Origin of the sequence: Sphingopyxis sp. (genome assembly GCF_035998905.1) — a bacterium.
In the GTDB taxonomy this organism is placed as follows: domain Bacteria; phylum Pseudomonadota; class Alphaproteobacteria; order Sphingomonadales; family Sphingomonadaceae; genus Sphingopyxis.
Genome location: NZ_DASYHG010000009.1, coordinates 68,673 through 83,184 on the forward strand (window position 1 = coordinate 68,673; position 14,512 = coordinate 83,184).

14 protein-coding genes are annotated in these 14,512 nt (G+C 64.9%); 8 read left to right on the forward strand and 6 right to left on the reverse strand.

Going from position 1 to position 14,512, the window contains the following annotated elements:
* Positions 1-68 precede the first annotated feature (68 nt).
* On the forward strand, positions 69-1,769 hold the full coding sequence (locus VGN62_RS02625; RefSeq protein WP_327450885.1) for a tetratricopeptide repeat-containing sulfotransferase family protein: 1,701 nt from the start codon (positions 69-71) through the stop codon (positions 1,767-1,769).
* A gap of 60 nt (positions 1,770-1,829) precedes the next feature.
* Here the strand turns inward: VGN62_RS02625 and ahcY are convergent, their stop codons facing one another.
* Entirely contained in the window at positions 1,830-3,245 is a 1,416-nt protein-coding gene (gene ahcY / locus VGN62_RS02630; RefSeq protein WP_327450887.1) for an adenosylhomocysteinase, read from the reverse strand.
* Between the two features lie 394 nt (positions 3,246-3,639).
* On the opposite strand from ahcY, the gene VGN62_RS02635 reads away from it, so the two are divergent.
* Positions 3,640-4,038, forward strand: a complete 399-nt coding sequence (locus tag VGN62_RS02635) for a hypothetical protein (protein ID WP_327450889.1) — start codon at positions 3,640-3,642, stop codon at positions 4,036-4,038.
* Here VGN62_RS02635 and VGN62_RS02640 read toward each other — a convergent pair.
* The gene (locus VGN62_RS02640; protein ID WP_327450891.1) at positions 4,035-4,598 is read right to left on the reverse strand and encodes a YqgE/AlgH family protein; all 564 of its coding nucleotides are present in this window, start codon (positions 4,596-4,598) and stop codon (positions 4,035-4,037) included. The two genes, VGN62_RS02635 and VGN62_RS02640, sit on opposite strands and share 4 nt — an antisense overlap.
* 56 nt (positions 4,599-4,654) lie before the next feature.
* The gene (locus VGN62_RS02645) at positions 4,655-5,461 is read right to left on the reverse strand and encodes a hypothetical protein (RefSeq protein ID WP_327450893.1); all 807 of its coding nucleotides are present in this window, start codon (positions 5,459-5,461) and stop codon (positions 4,655-4,657) included.
* A 160-nt stretch (positions 5,462-5,621) separates the two neighbouring features.
* Here VGN62_RS02645 and VGN62_RS02650 point away from each other — a divergent pair, with 160 nt between their 5' ends.
* From VGN62_RS02650 to VGN62_RS02665, 4 genes are all read left to right on the forward strand, one after another.
* Positions 5,622-6,104, forward strand: a complete 483-nt coding sequence (locus tag VGN62_RS02650) for a peroxiredoxin (protein WP_327450895.1) — start codon at positions 5,622-5,624, stop codon at positions 6,102-6,104.
* Between the two features lie 174 nt (positions 6,105-6,278).
* Positions 6,279-9,131, forward strand: a complete 2,853-nt coding sequence (locus VGN62_RS02655) for a TonB-dependent receptor domain-containing protein (RefSeq protein WP_327450897.1) — start codon at positions 6,279-6,281, stop codon at positions 9,129-9,131.
* 93 nt (positions 9,132-9,224) lie between these two features.
* The gene (locus VGN62_RS02660) at positions 9,225-10,706 is read left to right on the forward strand and encodes an AMP nucleosidase (protein WP_327450899.1); all 1,482 of its coding nucleotides are present in this window, start codon (positions 9,225-9,227) and stop codon (positions 10,704-10,706) included.
* 5 nt (positions 10,707-10,711) lie between these two features.
* A complete protein-coding gene (locus VGN62_RS02665; RefSeq protein WP_327451347.1) occupies positions 10,712-11,476 on the forward strand; it encodes an SDR family NAD(P)-dependent oxidoreductase in 765 nt (254 codons plus the stop codon).
* Between the two features lie 24 nt (positions 11,477-11,500).
* Here VGN62_RS02665 and VGN62_RS02670 read toward each other — a convergent pair whose 3' ends face one another.
* Entirely contained in the window at positions 11,501-12,304 is an 804-nt protein-coding gene (locus tag VGN62_RS02670) for an SDR family NAD(P)-dependent oxidoreductase (protein WP_327450901.1), read from the reverse strand.
* Positions 12,305-12,376: 72 nt separating this feature from the next.
* Between VGN62_RS02670 and VGN62_RS02675 the strand changes: the two genes are divergently transcribed.
* A complete protein-coding gene (locus tag VGN62_RS02675) occupies positions 12,377-12,814 on the forward strand; it encodes a helix-turn-helix domain-containing protein (protein ID WP_327450903.1) in 438 nt (145 codons plus the stop codon).
* A gap of 7 nt (positions 12,815-12,821) precedes the next feature.
* Here VGN62_RS02675 and VGN62_RS02680 read toward each other — a convergent pair whose 3' ends face one another.
* A complete protein-coding gene (locus VGN62_RS02680) occupies positions 12,822-13,304 on the reverse strand; it encodes an SRPBCC family protein (RefSeq protein WP_327450905.1) in 483 nt (160 codons plus the stop codon).
* 50 nt (positions 13,305-13,354) lie between these two features.
* Between VGN62_RS02680 and VGN62_RS02685 the strand changes: the two genes are divergently transcribed.
* Entirely contained in the window at positions 13,355-13,681 is a 327-nt protein-coding gene (locus VGN62_RS02685; RefSeq protein ID WP_327450907.1) for an ArsR/SmtB family transcription factor, read from the forward strand.
* Between the two features lies 1 nt (position 13,682).
* Here the strand turns inward: VGN62_RS02685 and VGN62_RS02690 are convergent, their stop codons facing one another.
* A complete protein-coding gene (locus VGN62_RS02690; protein WP_327450909.1) occupies positions 13,683-14,510 on the reverse strand; it encodes a hypothetical protein in 828 nt (275 codons plus the stop codon).
* Positions 14,511-14,512 lie beyond the last annotated feature (2 nt).

A 14,512-nucleotide genomic window follows, 5' to 3' on the forward strand; every position in this document is an offset into this window, starting at 1 on the left:
GGCCGGGGCTTGCCCCGGCCATTTTTTTGTGACTTAGCCGAGACCATGGCGAATAGCGGAGCCCCCGCATGATGTCCCCGCCGGGCGGCGGCGTCATGGACGAAATCGCGGCGATGCGCGGCGCCGCAGCGGCCTTGCGGACCCAAGGCGACGCCAGGGGCGCCGCCGTGATCGAAGTCGAAGCCGTCGAACGCGAGGCTCGCGAGCCTGCGGCGCTGCAAGCAAGCCGCATGCTGCTCGCCGGGCAGTTGCCGCAAGCCGAGGCAGCGGCACGGCAGATATTGCAACAAGCCCCCAGCCATGTTGCGGCGCGCTGCATCCTCGGCGAAATCGCGAGCCGGCTCGGCATCTATGCCGAAGCGCAGCGCCTGTTCCGCGAAGCGATCGACCTGTCGCCGGGCTTCGCCGACGCGCGGATCAGCCTCGCGCGGTCGCTGTTCCGGACCAGTGACTTCGGCGAGGGACTCGCACTGCTCGACGAAGTGCTCGCATTCGACCCGCAGAACCGCGCCGCGCTGAGCGCCAAGCTGACGACGCTCGGCCAGATTGGCGCCTACGACCGGTCACTGAAATCCTATGAGGACGCGCTCGCCCTGCAGGCCGACCAGCCATGGCTGTGGGTCGGTTATGGCAATGTCTGCAAGACGCTCGGCCTGTACGAACAAAGCGTTGCCGCTTTTCGCAAGGCGCTCGCGCTCGACCCGCGGCGCACCGAGGCGTGGTGGGGCCTGGCCAACCTGAAGCGCGTCGCGTTCGATGGCGCCGACCGCCAGTCGATGCTCGACCTCGCCGCCGCGCTGCCCGAACAGGACCCCGGGCGGGTGCAGCTTCATTTCTCGCTCGGCAAGGCGTTCGAGGACGAACGCGACTTCGCGAAATCCTTCGATCATTATGCCGCCGCCAATCGCATCCGCCGCGCCGAACTGCGATACGACGCGCAAGCGATGAGCGACGAGGTCTCGGATTCGATCGCTTTCTTCGACGCCGAATATTTCGCGGCGAAACAAGGAGGCGGCGACCCGGACGCCCGGATCATCTTCATCGTCGGTATGCCGCGCGCCGGCTCTACACTCGTCGAACAGATATTGGCATCGCACAGCCAGATCGAGGGGACATCGGAACTCCCCTATATCTCGCTGATCACGCAAAAGGCGGTGGCCGACCACTGGGCCGACCGGATCGCGAAATATCCGCAAATCCTCGCGTCGCTGCCCGCGGCGGAGATCGACCGGCTCGCGGCCTATTATTTACGATCGGCGGCGCAGCACCGTCAGTCGGACAAGCCGTGGATAATCGACAAATTGCCGAACAACTGGCTCAATGTCGGACTGATCAGGACGCTGTTTCCGAACGCGAAGATTATCGACGCGCGGCGAGCCGCGATGGCGTGCTGCTTCGCCAACTTCAAACAGCATTTCGCGCGCGGTCAGGGCTTTTCCTATTCGCTCGCCGACATGGGGCATTATTACCGCGACTATGTGCGTTTCATGGACCATCTCGACGGGATATTGCCCGGCGCGATGCACCGGCTGGTCCACGAGCGGCTGATCGACGATCCCGAACGCGAAATTCGCGCGCTGCTCGCCTATCTCGGCCTGCCCTTCGAAGAGGCCTGCCTGAATTTTCACGAAAATGCGCGGCCGGTGCGCACGCCTAGCGCCGAACAGGTCCGGCGCCCGATCAACCGCGACGCGGTCGATTTGTGGCGCAACTATGCGCCGTGGCTACAGCCTTTGAGGGATGCCCTCGGCGATCTCGCCGAAGCCTGAGACCCGCCCGATGGCGGGCGAAGCCGGGCCGGCGAATACGCCGGCCCGGCTGCTTACCGATCAATAACGATAATGGTCGGGCTTGAACGGCCCTTCGACCGGCACGCCGATATAGTCGGCCTGCTTCTTGGTAAGCTGGCTCAGCTGCACGCCCAGCTTTTCGAGGTGCAGCGCCGCGACCTTTTCGTCGAGATGCTTCGGCAGGACATAGACGTCATTCTTGTACTGCTCGCTGCGCGTCCACAGTTCGATCTGCGCGAGCGTCTGGTTGGTGAAGCTCGCCGACATCACGAACGACGGGTGGCCGGTCGCGTTGCCGAGGTTCACGAGACGGCCCTTCGACAGGATGATGATCTGCTTGCCGTCGGGGAATTCGACAAGATCGACCTGCGGCTTCACTTCGGTCCACTTGTAATTGGCGAGCGCCGCAATCTGGATCTCGCTGTCGAAGTGGCCGATGTTGCAGACGATCGCCATATTCTTCATCGCCGCCATATGCTCGGCGGTGATCACGTCGGCGTTGCCCGTCGCGGTGACGAAGATGTCCGAGCGCTTGACGGCTTCGTCCATCGTCACGACCTCGAAGCCTTCCATCGCCGCCTGCAGCGCGCAGATCGGGTCGATTTCGGTGACGAGGACGCGCGCGCCGCCGTTGCGGAGCGACTGGGCCGAGCCCTTGCCGACATCGCCGAAGCCGGCAACGGTCGCGACCTTGCCCGCGAGCATCACGTCGGTGCCGCGGCGGATCGCGTCGACCAGCGACTCCTTGCAGCCATAGAGGTTGTCGAACTTCGACTTGGTGACGCTGTCGTTGACGTTGATCGCGGGGAAGGGCAGCTCGCCCTTCTTGGCGATGTGGTACAGGCGGTGGACGCCGGTCGTCGTTTCTTCCGACACGCCCTTGATCGCCTTGACCGTCTTGGTGAGGTAACCGGGGTTGGCGGCAACGAACGCCTTCAGCGCGCGCTGCATCTCGACCTCTTCCTCATTCTCGGGCGCGGGCATCTCCTGCCCGGCTTCGAGCTTCGCGCCCCACAGCGCGAACATCGTGGCGTCGCCGCCATCGTCGAGGATCAGGTTGCAGGTCGTGCCATCCTCGACGCCCCAGTCGAAGATCCGGCCGACATAGTCCCAATAGTCGGCAAGGCTTTCCCCCTTCACCGCGAACACCGGCACGCCCGACGCGGCGATCGCGGCGGCGGCATGGTCCTGCGTCGAGAAAATGTTGCACGTCGCCCAGCGCACTTCGGCGCCGAGCGCGGTCAGCGTCTCGATCAGCACCGCGGTCTGGATCGTCATGTGGAGCGAACCCGTGATGCGCGCGCCCTTCAGCGGCTGCGCGGCGCCATATTCGGCACGCAGTGCCATCAGGCCCGGCATTTCGGTTTCGGCGATGTTGATTTCCTTGCGTCCGAAATCGGCGAGACCGATGTCGGCAATCACATAATCACGGGTGTCGGCGGCGAGAGTGGCCACGGGTATTCTCCAGTCAGGCGAGTTCGACCGCAGGCGAGCGGCCACGAAAAACATGCCCGGCGCCCTATCCGAAAGCGGCCCCGCGATCAAATATAAACTTTTCTTTATATCGCTTGCGAAGCACCATCCATCGGCACCCACAGACAGCCGAATCGACGGCGCAAAAATGCACCGCCCGCGAAAATAATTTTCACGCGCTTCGATTGTGACAATCGGGAGCATCCGATTGTGACACAGGGTCGCCAAAGCCAAGATTCTGAAAAATCTGACTTATAATACGCCTTGCGATTAGCTTAATTAGCTATTGTGACAACCATGTTACAAATGCCCGGAAATATTGACAATTTTCCGTATGCGCGAGAAAATCGACGAAAGTTTTCGGGGAGATACCGCAATGAAAAAATATCTGCTGCCGCTCGTTGCCCTCGCCTTCGCGAGTCCCGCTGCGGCGCAATCGATCGTCGTTGTCACCGCGCCGCAAGTCGATGATTCGGTGCTTCCGGTCGCCTATGCCGAGCTCAAGGCCGGCGAAAATCAGGCCGCGCTCGACAAGCTCACCGGGGATACGATGCTCGACCGGCGCGACCCCTCGCGCCTCATCAATCTCGGCACCGCTTACGCTCGGCTGGGTCGCACCGCCGAAGCCGCCGCCGCCTACGATTCGGCGATCGGCAGCCCGATCCGCTACGACGTCGAACTCGCGAACGGCAACTATGTCGACTCGCGCTGGGCCGCGCGCACCGCACTGGCCAATCTCAACACCGGCAAGCCGCTGCTCGCGCTCGCGCGCTAGGCTTCGCCGCCTTCGGTTGTCAGCAAGCGGGCGTCCACTCCCGCTTCGGCAAACGCCGCCTGCCATCGTTCGGCGGGCGGCGTTTCGAACAACAGGCCGTCGCTGCCGGGGGTGACGTGCCAGCCGTGACGCACCATTTCGCCTTCGAGCTGCCCCGGCGACCAGCCCGCATAGCCGAGCGCGACGAGCCAGCGCGAGGGCCCCCGCCCTTCACCGATCGCACGCAATATGTCGTGCGAGCTCGACACCATCCAGCGATCGCCGACCTGCACCGCCTCGTGCCCGCCCCAGTCGAGGCTGTGGAGAACGAAGCCGCGCGACGGCTCGACCGGCCCGCCGAGGAATACCGGCTGGTCGAGCGGCACATCATGTTCGATTTCGAGCTGGTCGAGCACCGCGCCGACGGTCATCCCGTCGATCGGATCGCCGACGCCGATCCCCATCGCGCCCTCTTCGTCATGGCTGATCATCGCGATCACCGAATGCTCGAAGCGGGGGTCGCCGATTCCGGGCAGCGCGAGCAAGAGCTGGCCGGTGAACCAGGTGGGGTCCGTGTTCATCGCGCTATCATGCCGGAGGCGGACCGCGCCGTCCAGCAGCGCGATGCGACCGGGACCTATCCGCCGGGCACGGCGATCCAGATCGTCTGCGTCGGATAGCCGACCGACAGTTGATAGGTCCCGCCACCGAGCGGCTTTGCGACCTTCAGCCGAAAGGCATCGCGGCTGTCCCCGACCAGATGAATGATCGCGTCGTACAGGGCGATGTCGACCGGCCCGTTTTTCGCCGTGCCCGTCGCGCGGCTCTCGAACAGCAATACGCTGGCCCCGGGCCGCTCGACGCGTACGAAGAATTCGCGCTTTCCGGTCCAGACATTGCCGCCCGATCCGACGAAGCCGATCGCCATGGCGTCCGCTTCAGACGGTTGTATCGGCTGATAGGCGGCCGGTTCGATATCCGACTGGAACCGGATGTTCGGGAAGGGGACGGCGAGCGCGGGATTCGCGGCGGTGCCCGTCCAGAACTGATCGAAGCGCCCGTCGCCGTCGCGGTCGGCGAGGCACAGCAGGGCCGCGACCGGCTTGGCCGCACGGGCGGTACAAAAGAGCGCGAACGTTTCTTTCCCCAAATAACCCCGATATTCGGCGAGCGCGTCGGCGGGCGCCAGCGTGACCGGCGTCTTTTTGATCATCAGCTGGACCGGGGCGGCAAGGCGCGCGAGCGAGGCGACATGCGCCGCCTGCTTCCCGAACAATTGCTGGGCAGCAACCTCGACCGGTTCGCCGTCGTCGGGCGTCGCCGGATCGACGATGACCGGAAGCGTGATCCGCCCGTTTTTCGGCGCCGCCGCGGCCGGACCGGCCATCGCCCCCGTTGCCGCGAGTATTGCGGCCGCAAGGCGGCCCATGGGCATCAATCGCATTCCATCCCCCATCCCTCTGGACATGGTGCCGCAGGAATCACGGCGCCAGGGTCCAGTCAAGCGATACGCGCGACGCAAAGCACCGCCGGCGCTTGACTCCCGCGTCGGCCCACCCAATGTCACCGCCACCATAATCCCCTCAACGAAAAGGATGCCGACGATGACGATCCAGACCGGAGACAAGCTCCCCGACACGACCTTTGTGAAGGTCACCGAAAACGGCCCCGAACAGGTCAGCACCGCCGATTATTTCAAGGGCCGCAAGGTCGCGCTCTTCTCGGTTCCCGGCGCCTTCACCCCGACCTGCTCGGCGAAGCACCTGCCGGGCTTCGTCGACAAGGCTGAGGAACTGAAGGCCAAGGGCGTCGACGAAATCGTCTGCACCGCGGTCAACGACGCCTTCGTCATGGGCGCATGGGGCAAGAATGCGAATGCCGGTAGCGCGGTGACGATGCTCGCCGACGGCAATGGCGATTTTGCCGAAGCGGTCGGCCTGACCATGGACGGCAAGGCCTTCGGCATGGGCAAGCGCGGCCAGCGCTTCTCGATGATCGTCAACGACGGCGTCGTCGAACAGCTCAACGTCGAAGCGCCCGGCGAATTCAAGGTGTCGAGCGCCGACCATATGCTCGAACAGCTCTAGGTCGCTGCTTCGCCCGCCGGCCGGGGCCTGTTGCCCTCGTGCCACAGTGCCGGACTAATCTCGTCCGGCGGGCATTTCCTCTCATCCTTGTCCGCTTTCCGGGCGTTGCTGAACCGGCTGCAAAAAATGGCAGCCGGTTCAGCAACGGTCTGAAAACGACAGGAGGAGAGGATTATGAAAGGATTTCAGCATTTCGCCCGTTCCGGGGCGGCGCATATCGCCGTCGCGGCCGCGCTCGCCAACGCCGCACCGGGTCACGCCCAGCAGGCGGCGCCACCGCAGGACAGCACGGCCGAAACGTCGGGCGACACCATCGTCGTCACCGGCTCGCGCATCCGCCGCGACCCGCTCGATCAGGATGCGCCGATCGTCTACGTCGGACAGGAAGATATCGCGAAGACCGGCCTCAATTCGGTCAACGACGTGCTCCAGCGCCTGCCGAGTTCGGGCGGCGGTCTCAACAGCAAGTTCAACAACAGCGGAAACCTCGGTAATCCGCCCGATGGCGGGGGCGTGGGCGCCGGCGCCGCCGAAATCGACCTGCGCTACCTCGGCTCGCGCCGCGTGCTCGTGCTCGTCGACGGCATCCGCTATGTGAATGGCGCGTCGGCGAGCGGCGTACCCGGCTCGACCGACCTCAATTCGATCCCCGAAAGCGCGATCGAGCGGATCGAGGTGCTGCAGGACGGCGCCTCGGCGATTTACGGGTCCGACGCGATCGCTGGCGTCGTCAACATCATCACCAAGAAAAGCCAGGAGGGGCTGCGCGCCAGCGCGCAGGTCGGCGGCTATGGGCAGGGCGACGGCTTTACCAAGAGCGCGCAGCTAAGCTGGGGCAACGGCCGCGGCCCGACGCAGATTGTCGTCGGCGCCAACTATGTCCACCAGGACGGCGTCCTCGCGGGCAGCCGCGCGATTTCGCGTTTTCCCGCGCCCTATTCGAACACCTGCCTCGACGGCGGCTGCTCGGGTTTCGTGCCGCTCGGGCGCTTTATCGTGTTCGGCAACGACCTGACGCTGCGCGGCCCGGTGATCGGCCGCAACCCCGTATATAATGCGGGCAATCCGACCGATCCGGCGAGCGATTTCAAGGCCTTCACCGACGCCGATCGCTTCAATTTCGGCCCGTTCAACTATCTGCAGATTCCGGTCGAACGTTATGGCGCCTTTATCAACGCCCGGCAGGAAATTTCGGACAGCATCAATTTCTCGGTTCGCGGGATCTGGAACCAGCGCAAATCGAAGAACCAGGCTGCGCCGCTGCCCTTCGGATTCGGCCCCGCCGCGGGGCTGACGCCGGTGCTCGACGCGATCACCGTCGATGCCACCAACCCGTTCAACCCGTTCGGGGTCACGCTCGACGCAAGCAACACCGATCTCGTCTATCGCCGCTTTGTCGAGGGCGGCCCACGCCGCTTCAACCAGACGGTGACGACCCTCTATGGCGTCGCGACGCTCGACGGCAGCTTCGACATCGGCGGCGGGCGTAAATGGTATTGGGACATCAACGCCGCCTATGGCCGTAACAAGGCAAAGCAGACGATGTTCGGCAACATCAATTCGGATCGCCTGCGACGCGCGCTCGGCCCCGTCGCCGCCTGCACCGGCGACTGCGTGCCGTTCAACATCTTCGGGGGCGTCGGGTCGATCACCCAGCCGATGCTCGACTATGTGATGTTCACCCAGCGCGACCGCAGCCGCCAGTCGACCTTCAGCGCCTCGGCCAACATCACCGGCAGCCTGTTCGACCTGCCTGGCGGGCCGCTCGGCATCGCCATCGGGGCCGAATATCGCAAGCTCAAGGGCAGCTTCGATCCCGACCCGATCGTCGCGGCAGGTTTCAGTTCGGACATTCCGGCGCTGCCGACGCGCGGCAGCTATGACGTCAAGGAAGCCTATGCCGAACTCAGCGCCCCGATCCTGTCCGACACGCCCTTCTTCGACCTGCTCGAATTCACCGGCGCGGTGCGCTGGTCGGACTATTCGACCTCGGGCTCGACGACGACATTGAAGGGCGGGGTCAACTGGAAGCCGGTGCAGGACCTGCGCCTGCGCGCCTCTTATGCCGAGGGTTTCCGCGCTCCTTCGATCGGCGAACTGTTCGGCACCCAGTCGCGCTTCGACCAGTCGATCAACGATCCCTGCTCGACCTCGACCACCGCGGGGCAGAACTGGAACAACAACACGACCGTCCGCGCCAACTGCATCGCGCAGGGCGTGCCGGCGGCGGGCTATGCGCAGGCCAACCCGCAAATCTCGGTCCTCGTCGGCGGCAACCAGGCTCTCGCACCCGAAAGCTCGCGCAGCTGGATCTTCGGCGGCGTCTATAGTCCGGGATTCGTCCCCGGCCTGTCGCTCGAGGCCAATTATTACGACATCAAGATCAAGGGCGCGATCCAGTCGGTGAATGCCGAAATCACGCTGGCGCAATGCGTCGGGCAAAATGACGCCGATGCCTGCGCGCTCGTCACCCGCGCGTCGGGCGGCCAGCTGACCTTTGTCGAAGGCCTGCTCCAGAATATCGCCGGCATCCGCACCAAGGGGATCGACGCCAACCTGACCTACCGGACGCAGGAAACCGCCGCCGGCCGTTTCGCCTTCACCTGGAACAACACGATCCTGACCAAATATGACGTGATCGTACCGACCGCCGACGGCCAGCTCGTCGTCAGCCGCGAAGGAACCGAACAGGGCAGCCCCAGCCAGGCCTTTCCCAAATGGAAGTCGGTCGGCATCCTCGACTGGGACGGCACGTCGATCGGCGCGACGCTGACCGGCCGTTATGTTTCGGCGATCCGCGAACCGCTGGCCAACGACAACAAGTTGAAGGCGCGTTTCTACACCGACTTCCAGCTGCGCTGGTTCCCGGCGGAGGATCGCGACGCCTTCGGTTTCGCGCTCGGCGTGAACAATCTGTTCAACGTCAACGCGCCGGGCTGTATCAGTTGCGATCTCAACAATTTCGACCCGACCGCCTACGACCTGCCCGGACGCTATTATTACGTCCGCGCCAGCTTCAAGATGTAACAAAAGGGGGCGGCGGCGCGGCTCGAAAGGCCGCGCCGCCTTCTATTCCCCGGCCCCTTCCCTTTTGTCATATTTTCGTGCAACACCACCGCGATGATATCCAGCTCATCGCAAGAAACCACCGACCCCACCGCGCTCGTCGACGACATCATCGCCGAACTTCAGACCCGGTTCCGCACGTCGGTCTCCAACCTCAAATCGGCCATTGCCGCCTATGTTCGCGACCGCACGCTGCCGCCGGCCGACGCCGCCGCGACCGGCCTGTTCGACTATCCGGCGATCCGCCTGACCACGACGGGCGAGCAGCGCGAGGGCCAGACCGCGCACAACCTCGCCTTCGGCCAGTTCGAGCGCGCAGGCACCTTCGTCACCACGGTGACGCGCCCCGACCTGTTCGCCGATTATCTGCGCGACCAGCTCACCCTGCTCGCGCGCCACTACGACGTCACACTCGAAGTGACGCGCACCGGTCAGCAGATCCCCTTCCCCTATGTGCTCGACGCCAGCGACGGCTCGGACATGGGCGGCGTCACCCCGCTCGAACTCGCGCGCCATTTCCCGACGACCGAGCTCGCCGACATCGGCGACGAACTTGCCGACGGCCTGTTCGGACAGGATCCCGCCGCCGACCAGCCGCTTGCGCTGTTCGACGCACTGCGCACCGACTTCAGCCTCGCGCGCCTTCGCCACTACACCGGCACCGCACCCGAGCATTTCCAACGCTACATCCTGTTCACCAACTATCACCGCTATGTCGACGAATTCGTCGCCTGGGCGGGGTCGCAGGTCGGCCAGGGTCGCTACACCGCGCTCGCGGGCGCGGCGGGCCTCTATGTCGACCAGCCGGGCGTCAACGCCAGCGCGCTCGTCGCCGACAGCGCGTGGCGGCGGCACCAGATGCCCGCCTACCACCTCATCGCCCCCGATGGCGGCGGCATCACCCTCGTCAACATCGGCGTCGGCCCGTCGAACGCGAAGACGATCTGCGACCATCTCGCGGTGCTCCGCCCGGAGGCATGGCTGATGATCGGCCACTGCGGCGGGCTGCGCCCCAGCCAGCGCATCGGCGACTATGTGCTCGCCCACGCCTACCTCCGCGACGATCATATCCTCGACAGCGTCCTGCCGCCCGAAATCCCGATCCCGCCGATCGCCGAGGTGCAGGTCGCACTCGCGACGGCAGCGGAATCGGTGTCGGGTACCAGCGGTGCCGACCTGAAAAAGCGCATGCGCACCGGCACCGTCGTCACCACCGACGACCGCAACTGGGAGCTGCGCTATACCGACAGCGCGCTGCGCTTCTCGCAGTCGCGCGCGATCGGCATCGACATGGAATCGGCGACGATCGCGGCGCAGGGCTATCGCTTCCGCGTGCCCTACGGCACCCTGCTCTGCGTCAGCGACAAGCCGCTCCACGGCGAACTCAAGCTGCCCGGACAGGCGAACCGTTTCTACGAGGAAGCGATCGCCGCGCACCTCCAGATCGGCATCCGCGCGTGCGAGACGATGCGCGACGAGGGTGCCAAGCTCCACAGCCGCAAACTGCGCGCGTTCAACGAGCCGCCGTTCCGTTGAGCGGGATGCCATCGCTGTCGCGTTCGGTCGCGGGGCGTGTCGCGATCGTCACCGGCGCGGCGAACGGCATGGGCCGCGCCACCGCGCTGCTGCTCGCGAGCGAAGGCGCGAAGGTCGCGGTCACCGATCTCGACCTCGCCGCGTGCGAAGCCGTTGCCGCCGAAGCCGGCTCGAACGCCAGGGCCTTCGCGCTCGATGTCGCCGATGGCGAGGCGATCAAACGCACCGTCGCCGACATCGCCGCATATTTCGGCGGCATCGACATACTGATCAACAATGCCGGCGTCTCCAGTTTCGCCCCGCTCGACGCGGAGGATGAATATGAGGCGATCTGGCACCGCGCGCTCGCGGTGATGCTCACTGCGCACCAGCGGATGGTGCGTGCCGCACTGCCGTTCCTCCGCCAGAGCGACGCCGCGCGCATCGTCAACATCGCCTCGACCGAAGGCCTGGGCGCAACCCCCGGCGATACGCCCTATGTGGCCGCAAAGACCGGGGTCACCGGCCTGACGCGCGGCCTTGCGGTCGATCTCGGCAAGGAGGGCATCACGGTCAACTGCATCTGCCCCGGCCCGATCCGCACCGGCATGACCGACAAGGTCGCAGAAGAAGACAAGGCGGTGTTCGCGCGGCGCCGCACCGCGCTACGCCGCTACGGAGAGCCCGAGGAAGTCGCGCATATCACGCTCAGCCTCGTTCTCCCCGCCGCGAGCTATATCACCGGCGCGATCATCCCGGTCGATGGCGGGCTGATGGCGCGCAACGCGTAGCGGCCCGCGCCGGGGCGACAGCCTTCAAACCGCTGCGGCCGCCCGATAGCGTTCGCCCACATCGCGCCGCGACAGCCCCGGCCCCATCGCGAGCCGCGCCGCATGATAGGCATCCCACTGGCCCTCGTCGGCGAGCGGCGGGATCGTGACCTCCTCGCCGCGGTCGAAACCGAACAGCGCGGCATCGACGAGGTCGCCGGCATCCATCACCATCTCCGCCGGAAAGGCATCGACATCCTTGCCCGACCGCTCCCAGATTTCGGTGCGTGTGGCGCCGGGTAGCACCGCCTGAACATGCACGCGCCGTTCGCGGAGGCTGTTGGCAAGCGACAGGCTGAGGTTGAGCAGGAACGCCTTCGATCCGCTGTAGACGCCTTCGAAGGTTTCGGGCGCGAGCGCGAGGACCGAGGCGATATTGACGATCGCGCCCTTCCCGCGCGCGCCGAACGCCTTACCCGCAGCGATTGCGAGCCGCGCTGCGGCGGTGATGTTGAGCGCGATGATCGTCTGGATTTCGGTGGCGCTATTCTCCAGCGTGCCGCCGTTCAGCGACATGCCGGCGTTGTTGACGAACAGGGTGATCGCCGCATCGTCGATCAGCCGCTGCTCGATCCGCGTTACATCATCGCTCTTGGTCAAGTCGGCGGCGACCACATCGACGGCGACGCCGGTCTCGGCTCGCAGCTTCGCGGCGAGCTCTTCCATCTGCGCACCATTGCGCGCGACGAGGATCAGATCATGCCCGCGCCGGGCGAGGCGGTCGGCATAGACCGCGCCAAGGCCGGTCGAGGCGCCCGTGATAAGGGCCGTTCCACTCTGGATAGTCATATCATTGCTCCTTGTGAGGCGGCCCGGAGCGAGTCGCTTGCAAAATGATAGTGACTGCCTCATATAGGTTCAATGACCGGCAACGAAAATAATTTGGGCACCTGTCCCGTCGACCGCGGGCTGATGCGCGTCGGCGATCGCTGGAGCATGCTGGTCCTGCGCGATATCGAGCGCGGCTTGACCCGCTATGAGCAGCTTCGCACCAGCCTCGGCATCGCGCCGAACATATTGGCGCGGCGCCTGTCGGCGCTCTCCGACGCGGGATTGATCGAGAAACGGCGCTACAGCGAGCGCCCGCCACGCGACGAATATCTGCTGACCGACGCGGGCCGCGACTTCCTGCCGATCCTGATGGCGATCGGCGCGTGGGGGCGGAAACATAATGGCGGCGGCGCGCTCAGCCGCCACCTCGACGCCGAAACGGGCGAAGCTGTCCGCCCGCTGGTGGTCGACGCCAACACGGGCGCCCCGATCGGCTCGCGCCCGCTGCGCTTCGAAATTCCGGATTGAAGCAACCCTATTTGTACATGCCCTCGCGCAGGTTGATCCCGTGCTCGATCCACGCCTTGAGCGCGCAGAGCATCTGCGACCAGCCCTGGCAATTGCCGTAGGACGCCCCGAGCGCGGCCTGGTTCTCGCGCCAGCCCTCCTCGGCGATCTCGACCAATGTGCGCCCGTCGTCGAGGCCCTTGAAATTCATCGTTACACGCGTGCGATAGTCCGCGTCCTTGGGCTCACTGCCTTCGATATTGTGCGCTTCACCCTCGCTTGCCTGCCATTCGAGCACGATCTTCTCGTCCGCCACGACCTCGATCACATAGACCGGGAAGGCGCCCGGAAAATCGTGGAAGTCCCATTCGACCGTCGCACCGGTCTCCAGCCGCCCCTTGGCGCCGCCCGTAGTGAAATAGTTCGACAGCTTTGCGGGGTCGGCGACCGCCTCGAACACCTCATGCACCGGCTTCGCGATCCGCGCCGCGACCCTGAATTTCAGTTCCATGTCCACTCTCCGCTTGAGTCGGGGTGGACTTTATGTTATAAATTTATAACATGTCAATCCATGAAGAATATGACCGCGTTTTCAAGGCACTGGCGTCGCACATCCGCCGCCAAATGCTCGACACGCTCAAGGATCAGCCCATGACTACCGGCGCGATGTGCGCAATGTTCGAGCAAATCGACCGCTGCACCGTCATGCAACATCTGAAGGTGCTGGAGGACGCCGGCCTCGTGATCGCCGAGCGCCGCGGCCGCGAACGCTGGAACCATCTCAACGCGATACCGATCCAGGACATCCACGACCGCTGGATCGGCCCGCACGCCGCCGCGGCAGCTGCGAAGCTCGCCCGCTTCAAGCAAGCGGTCGAGGCGGAATGATCTATTTGGCGGCGGCCCGATCTTTCAAACAGGCGTCAGCGGCGTCGTAGACGGGACTCAACAGGCGATAAAGCCCCCCGCTCCAGCTGGTTATCGTCATGAACTCTCCGTCGGCGCGAAAGACCAGCTTGTCCTCGCGCCTGACCGCATGTGGAGGCGGCGGCGGCAACGCCCCGTCGTCTCCCAGCAGCGAGATGTCGATCCGTTGCGGCAGCTGCTGCCCCTCCAGCGCCGCGATTTCCCGCTGCATTGCCGGGCATTGACGCGAATCGAGCAACATTACTTTTGCATTGTCGCGCAGCAACCCGGTCGCCGACGGCAGTCCCCCGAAAAGCCGATTTCCATCAATCCGCCACATATCGGCATCGGGCCTGATGGCATTTGCCTTCAGGCCGGCCACCACGCCGCCGGGATCGAAACTCTTTCGCATGAAGAGCCCGACGGGGCCGGTCCGGTCGATCGCGGCACGGGGAATAGCGACGATCCTCAAAACGAACTGGCAGTCGCTGCGATCGACCTGCCCTTCGCCCGTCACGCGACAATAGCTACGGATATCGCCCGACTGAAAATGGCCATAGTCGGAATATAGCTTGAAGCTGATCGGCGGGACGAACAGCGGCCGATAACCAACCACTTCGGCCGGCTCGGCCATCATCGCGTCGATGACCGCGCCCTTCTGTTCCTCGATCCAGAAACTATAGCGCGAATAGAGTATCGTCATCGCGTAGCCGTCGAGTGTCTGCGGCAAATCCTCGGGATAGACCGGCGGCGGGGGCGGTGCAGCGATCGCCTCGATCGCCGCACCGCACGCCAGCACCAGCAGGGTCAAGC

Bases quoted from the DNA above. Each gene is read 5' to 3' on its own strand.
- VGN62_RS02625 (WP_327450885.1), top strand. From the start codon at position 69: ATGATGTCCCCGCCGGGCGGCGGCGTCATGGACGAAATCGCGGCGATG.
- VGN62_RS02635 (WP_327450889.1), top strand. From the start codon at position 3,640: ATGAAAAAATATCTGCTGCCGCTCGTTGCCCTCGCCTTCGCGAGTCCC.
- VGN62_RS02640 (WP_327450891.1), bottom strand. From the start codon at position 4,598: ATGAACACGGACCCCACCTGGTTCACCGGCCAGCTCTTGCTCGCGCTG.
- VGN62_RS02645 (WP_327450893.1), bottom strand. From the start codon at position 5,461: ATGCGATTGATGCCCATGGGCCGCCTTGCGGCCGCAATACTCGCGGCA.
- VGN62_RS02650 (WP_327450895.1), top strand. From the start codon at position 5,622: ATGACGATCCAGACCGGAGACAAGCTCCCCGACACGACCTTTGTGAAG.
- VGN62_RS02655 (WP_327450897.1), top strand. From the start codon at position 6,279: ATGAAAGGATTTCAGCATTTCGCCCGTTCCGGGGCGGCGCATATCGCC.
- VGN62_RS02660 (WP_327450899.1), top strand. From the start codon at position 9,225: ATGATATCCAGCTCATCGCAAGAAACCACCGACCCCACCGCGCTCGTC.
- VGN62_RS02665 (WP_327451347.1), top strand. From the start codon at position 10,712: ATGCCATCGCTGTCGCGTTCGGTCGCGGGGCGTGTCGCGATCGTCACC.
- VGN62_RS02670 (WP_327450901.1), bottom strand. From the start codon at position 12,304: ATGACTATCCAGAGTGGAACGGCCCTTATCACGGGCGCCTCGACCGGC.
- VGN62_RS02675 (WP_327450903.1), top strand. From the start codon at position 12,377: ATGACCGGCAACGAAAATAATTTGGGCACCTGTCCCGTCGACCGCGGG.
- VGN62_RS02680 (WP_327450905.1), bottom strand. From the start codon at position 13,304: ATGGAACTGAAATTCAGGGTCGCGGCGCGGATCGCGAAGCCGGTGCAT.
- VGN62_RS02685 (WP_327450907.1), top strand. From the start codon at position 13,355: ATGTCAATCCATGAAGAATATGACCGCGTTTTCAAGGCACTGGCGTCG.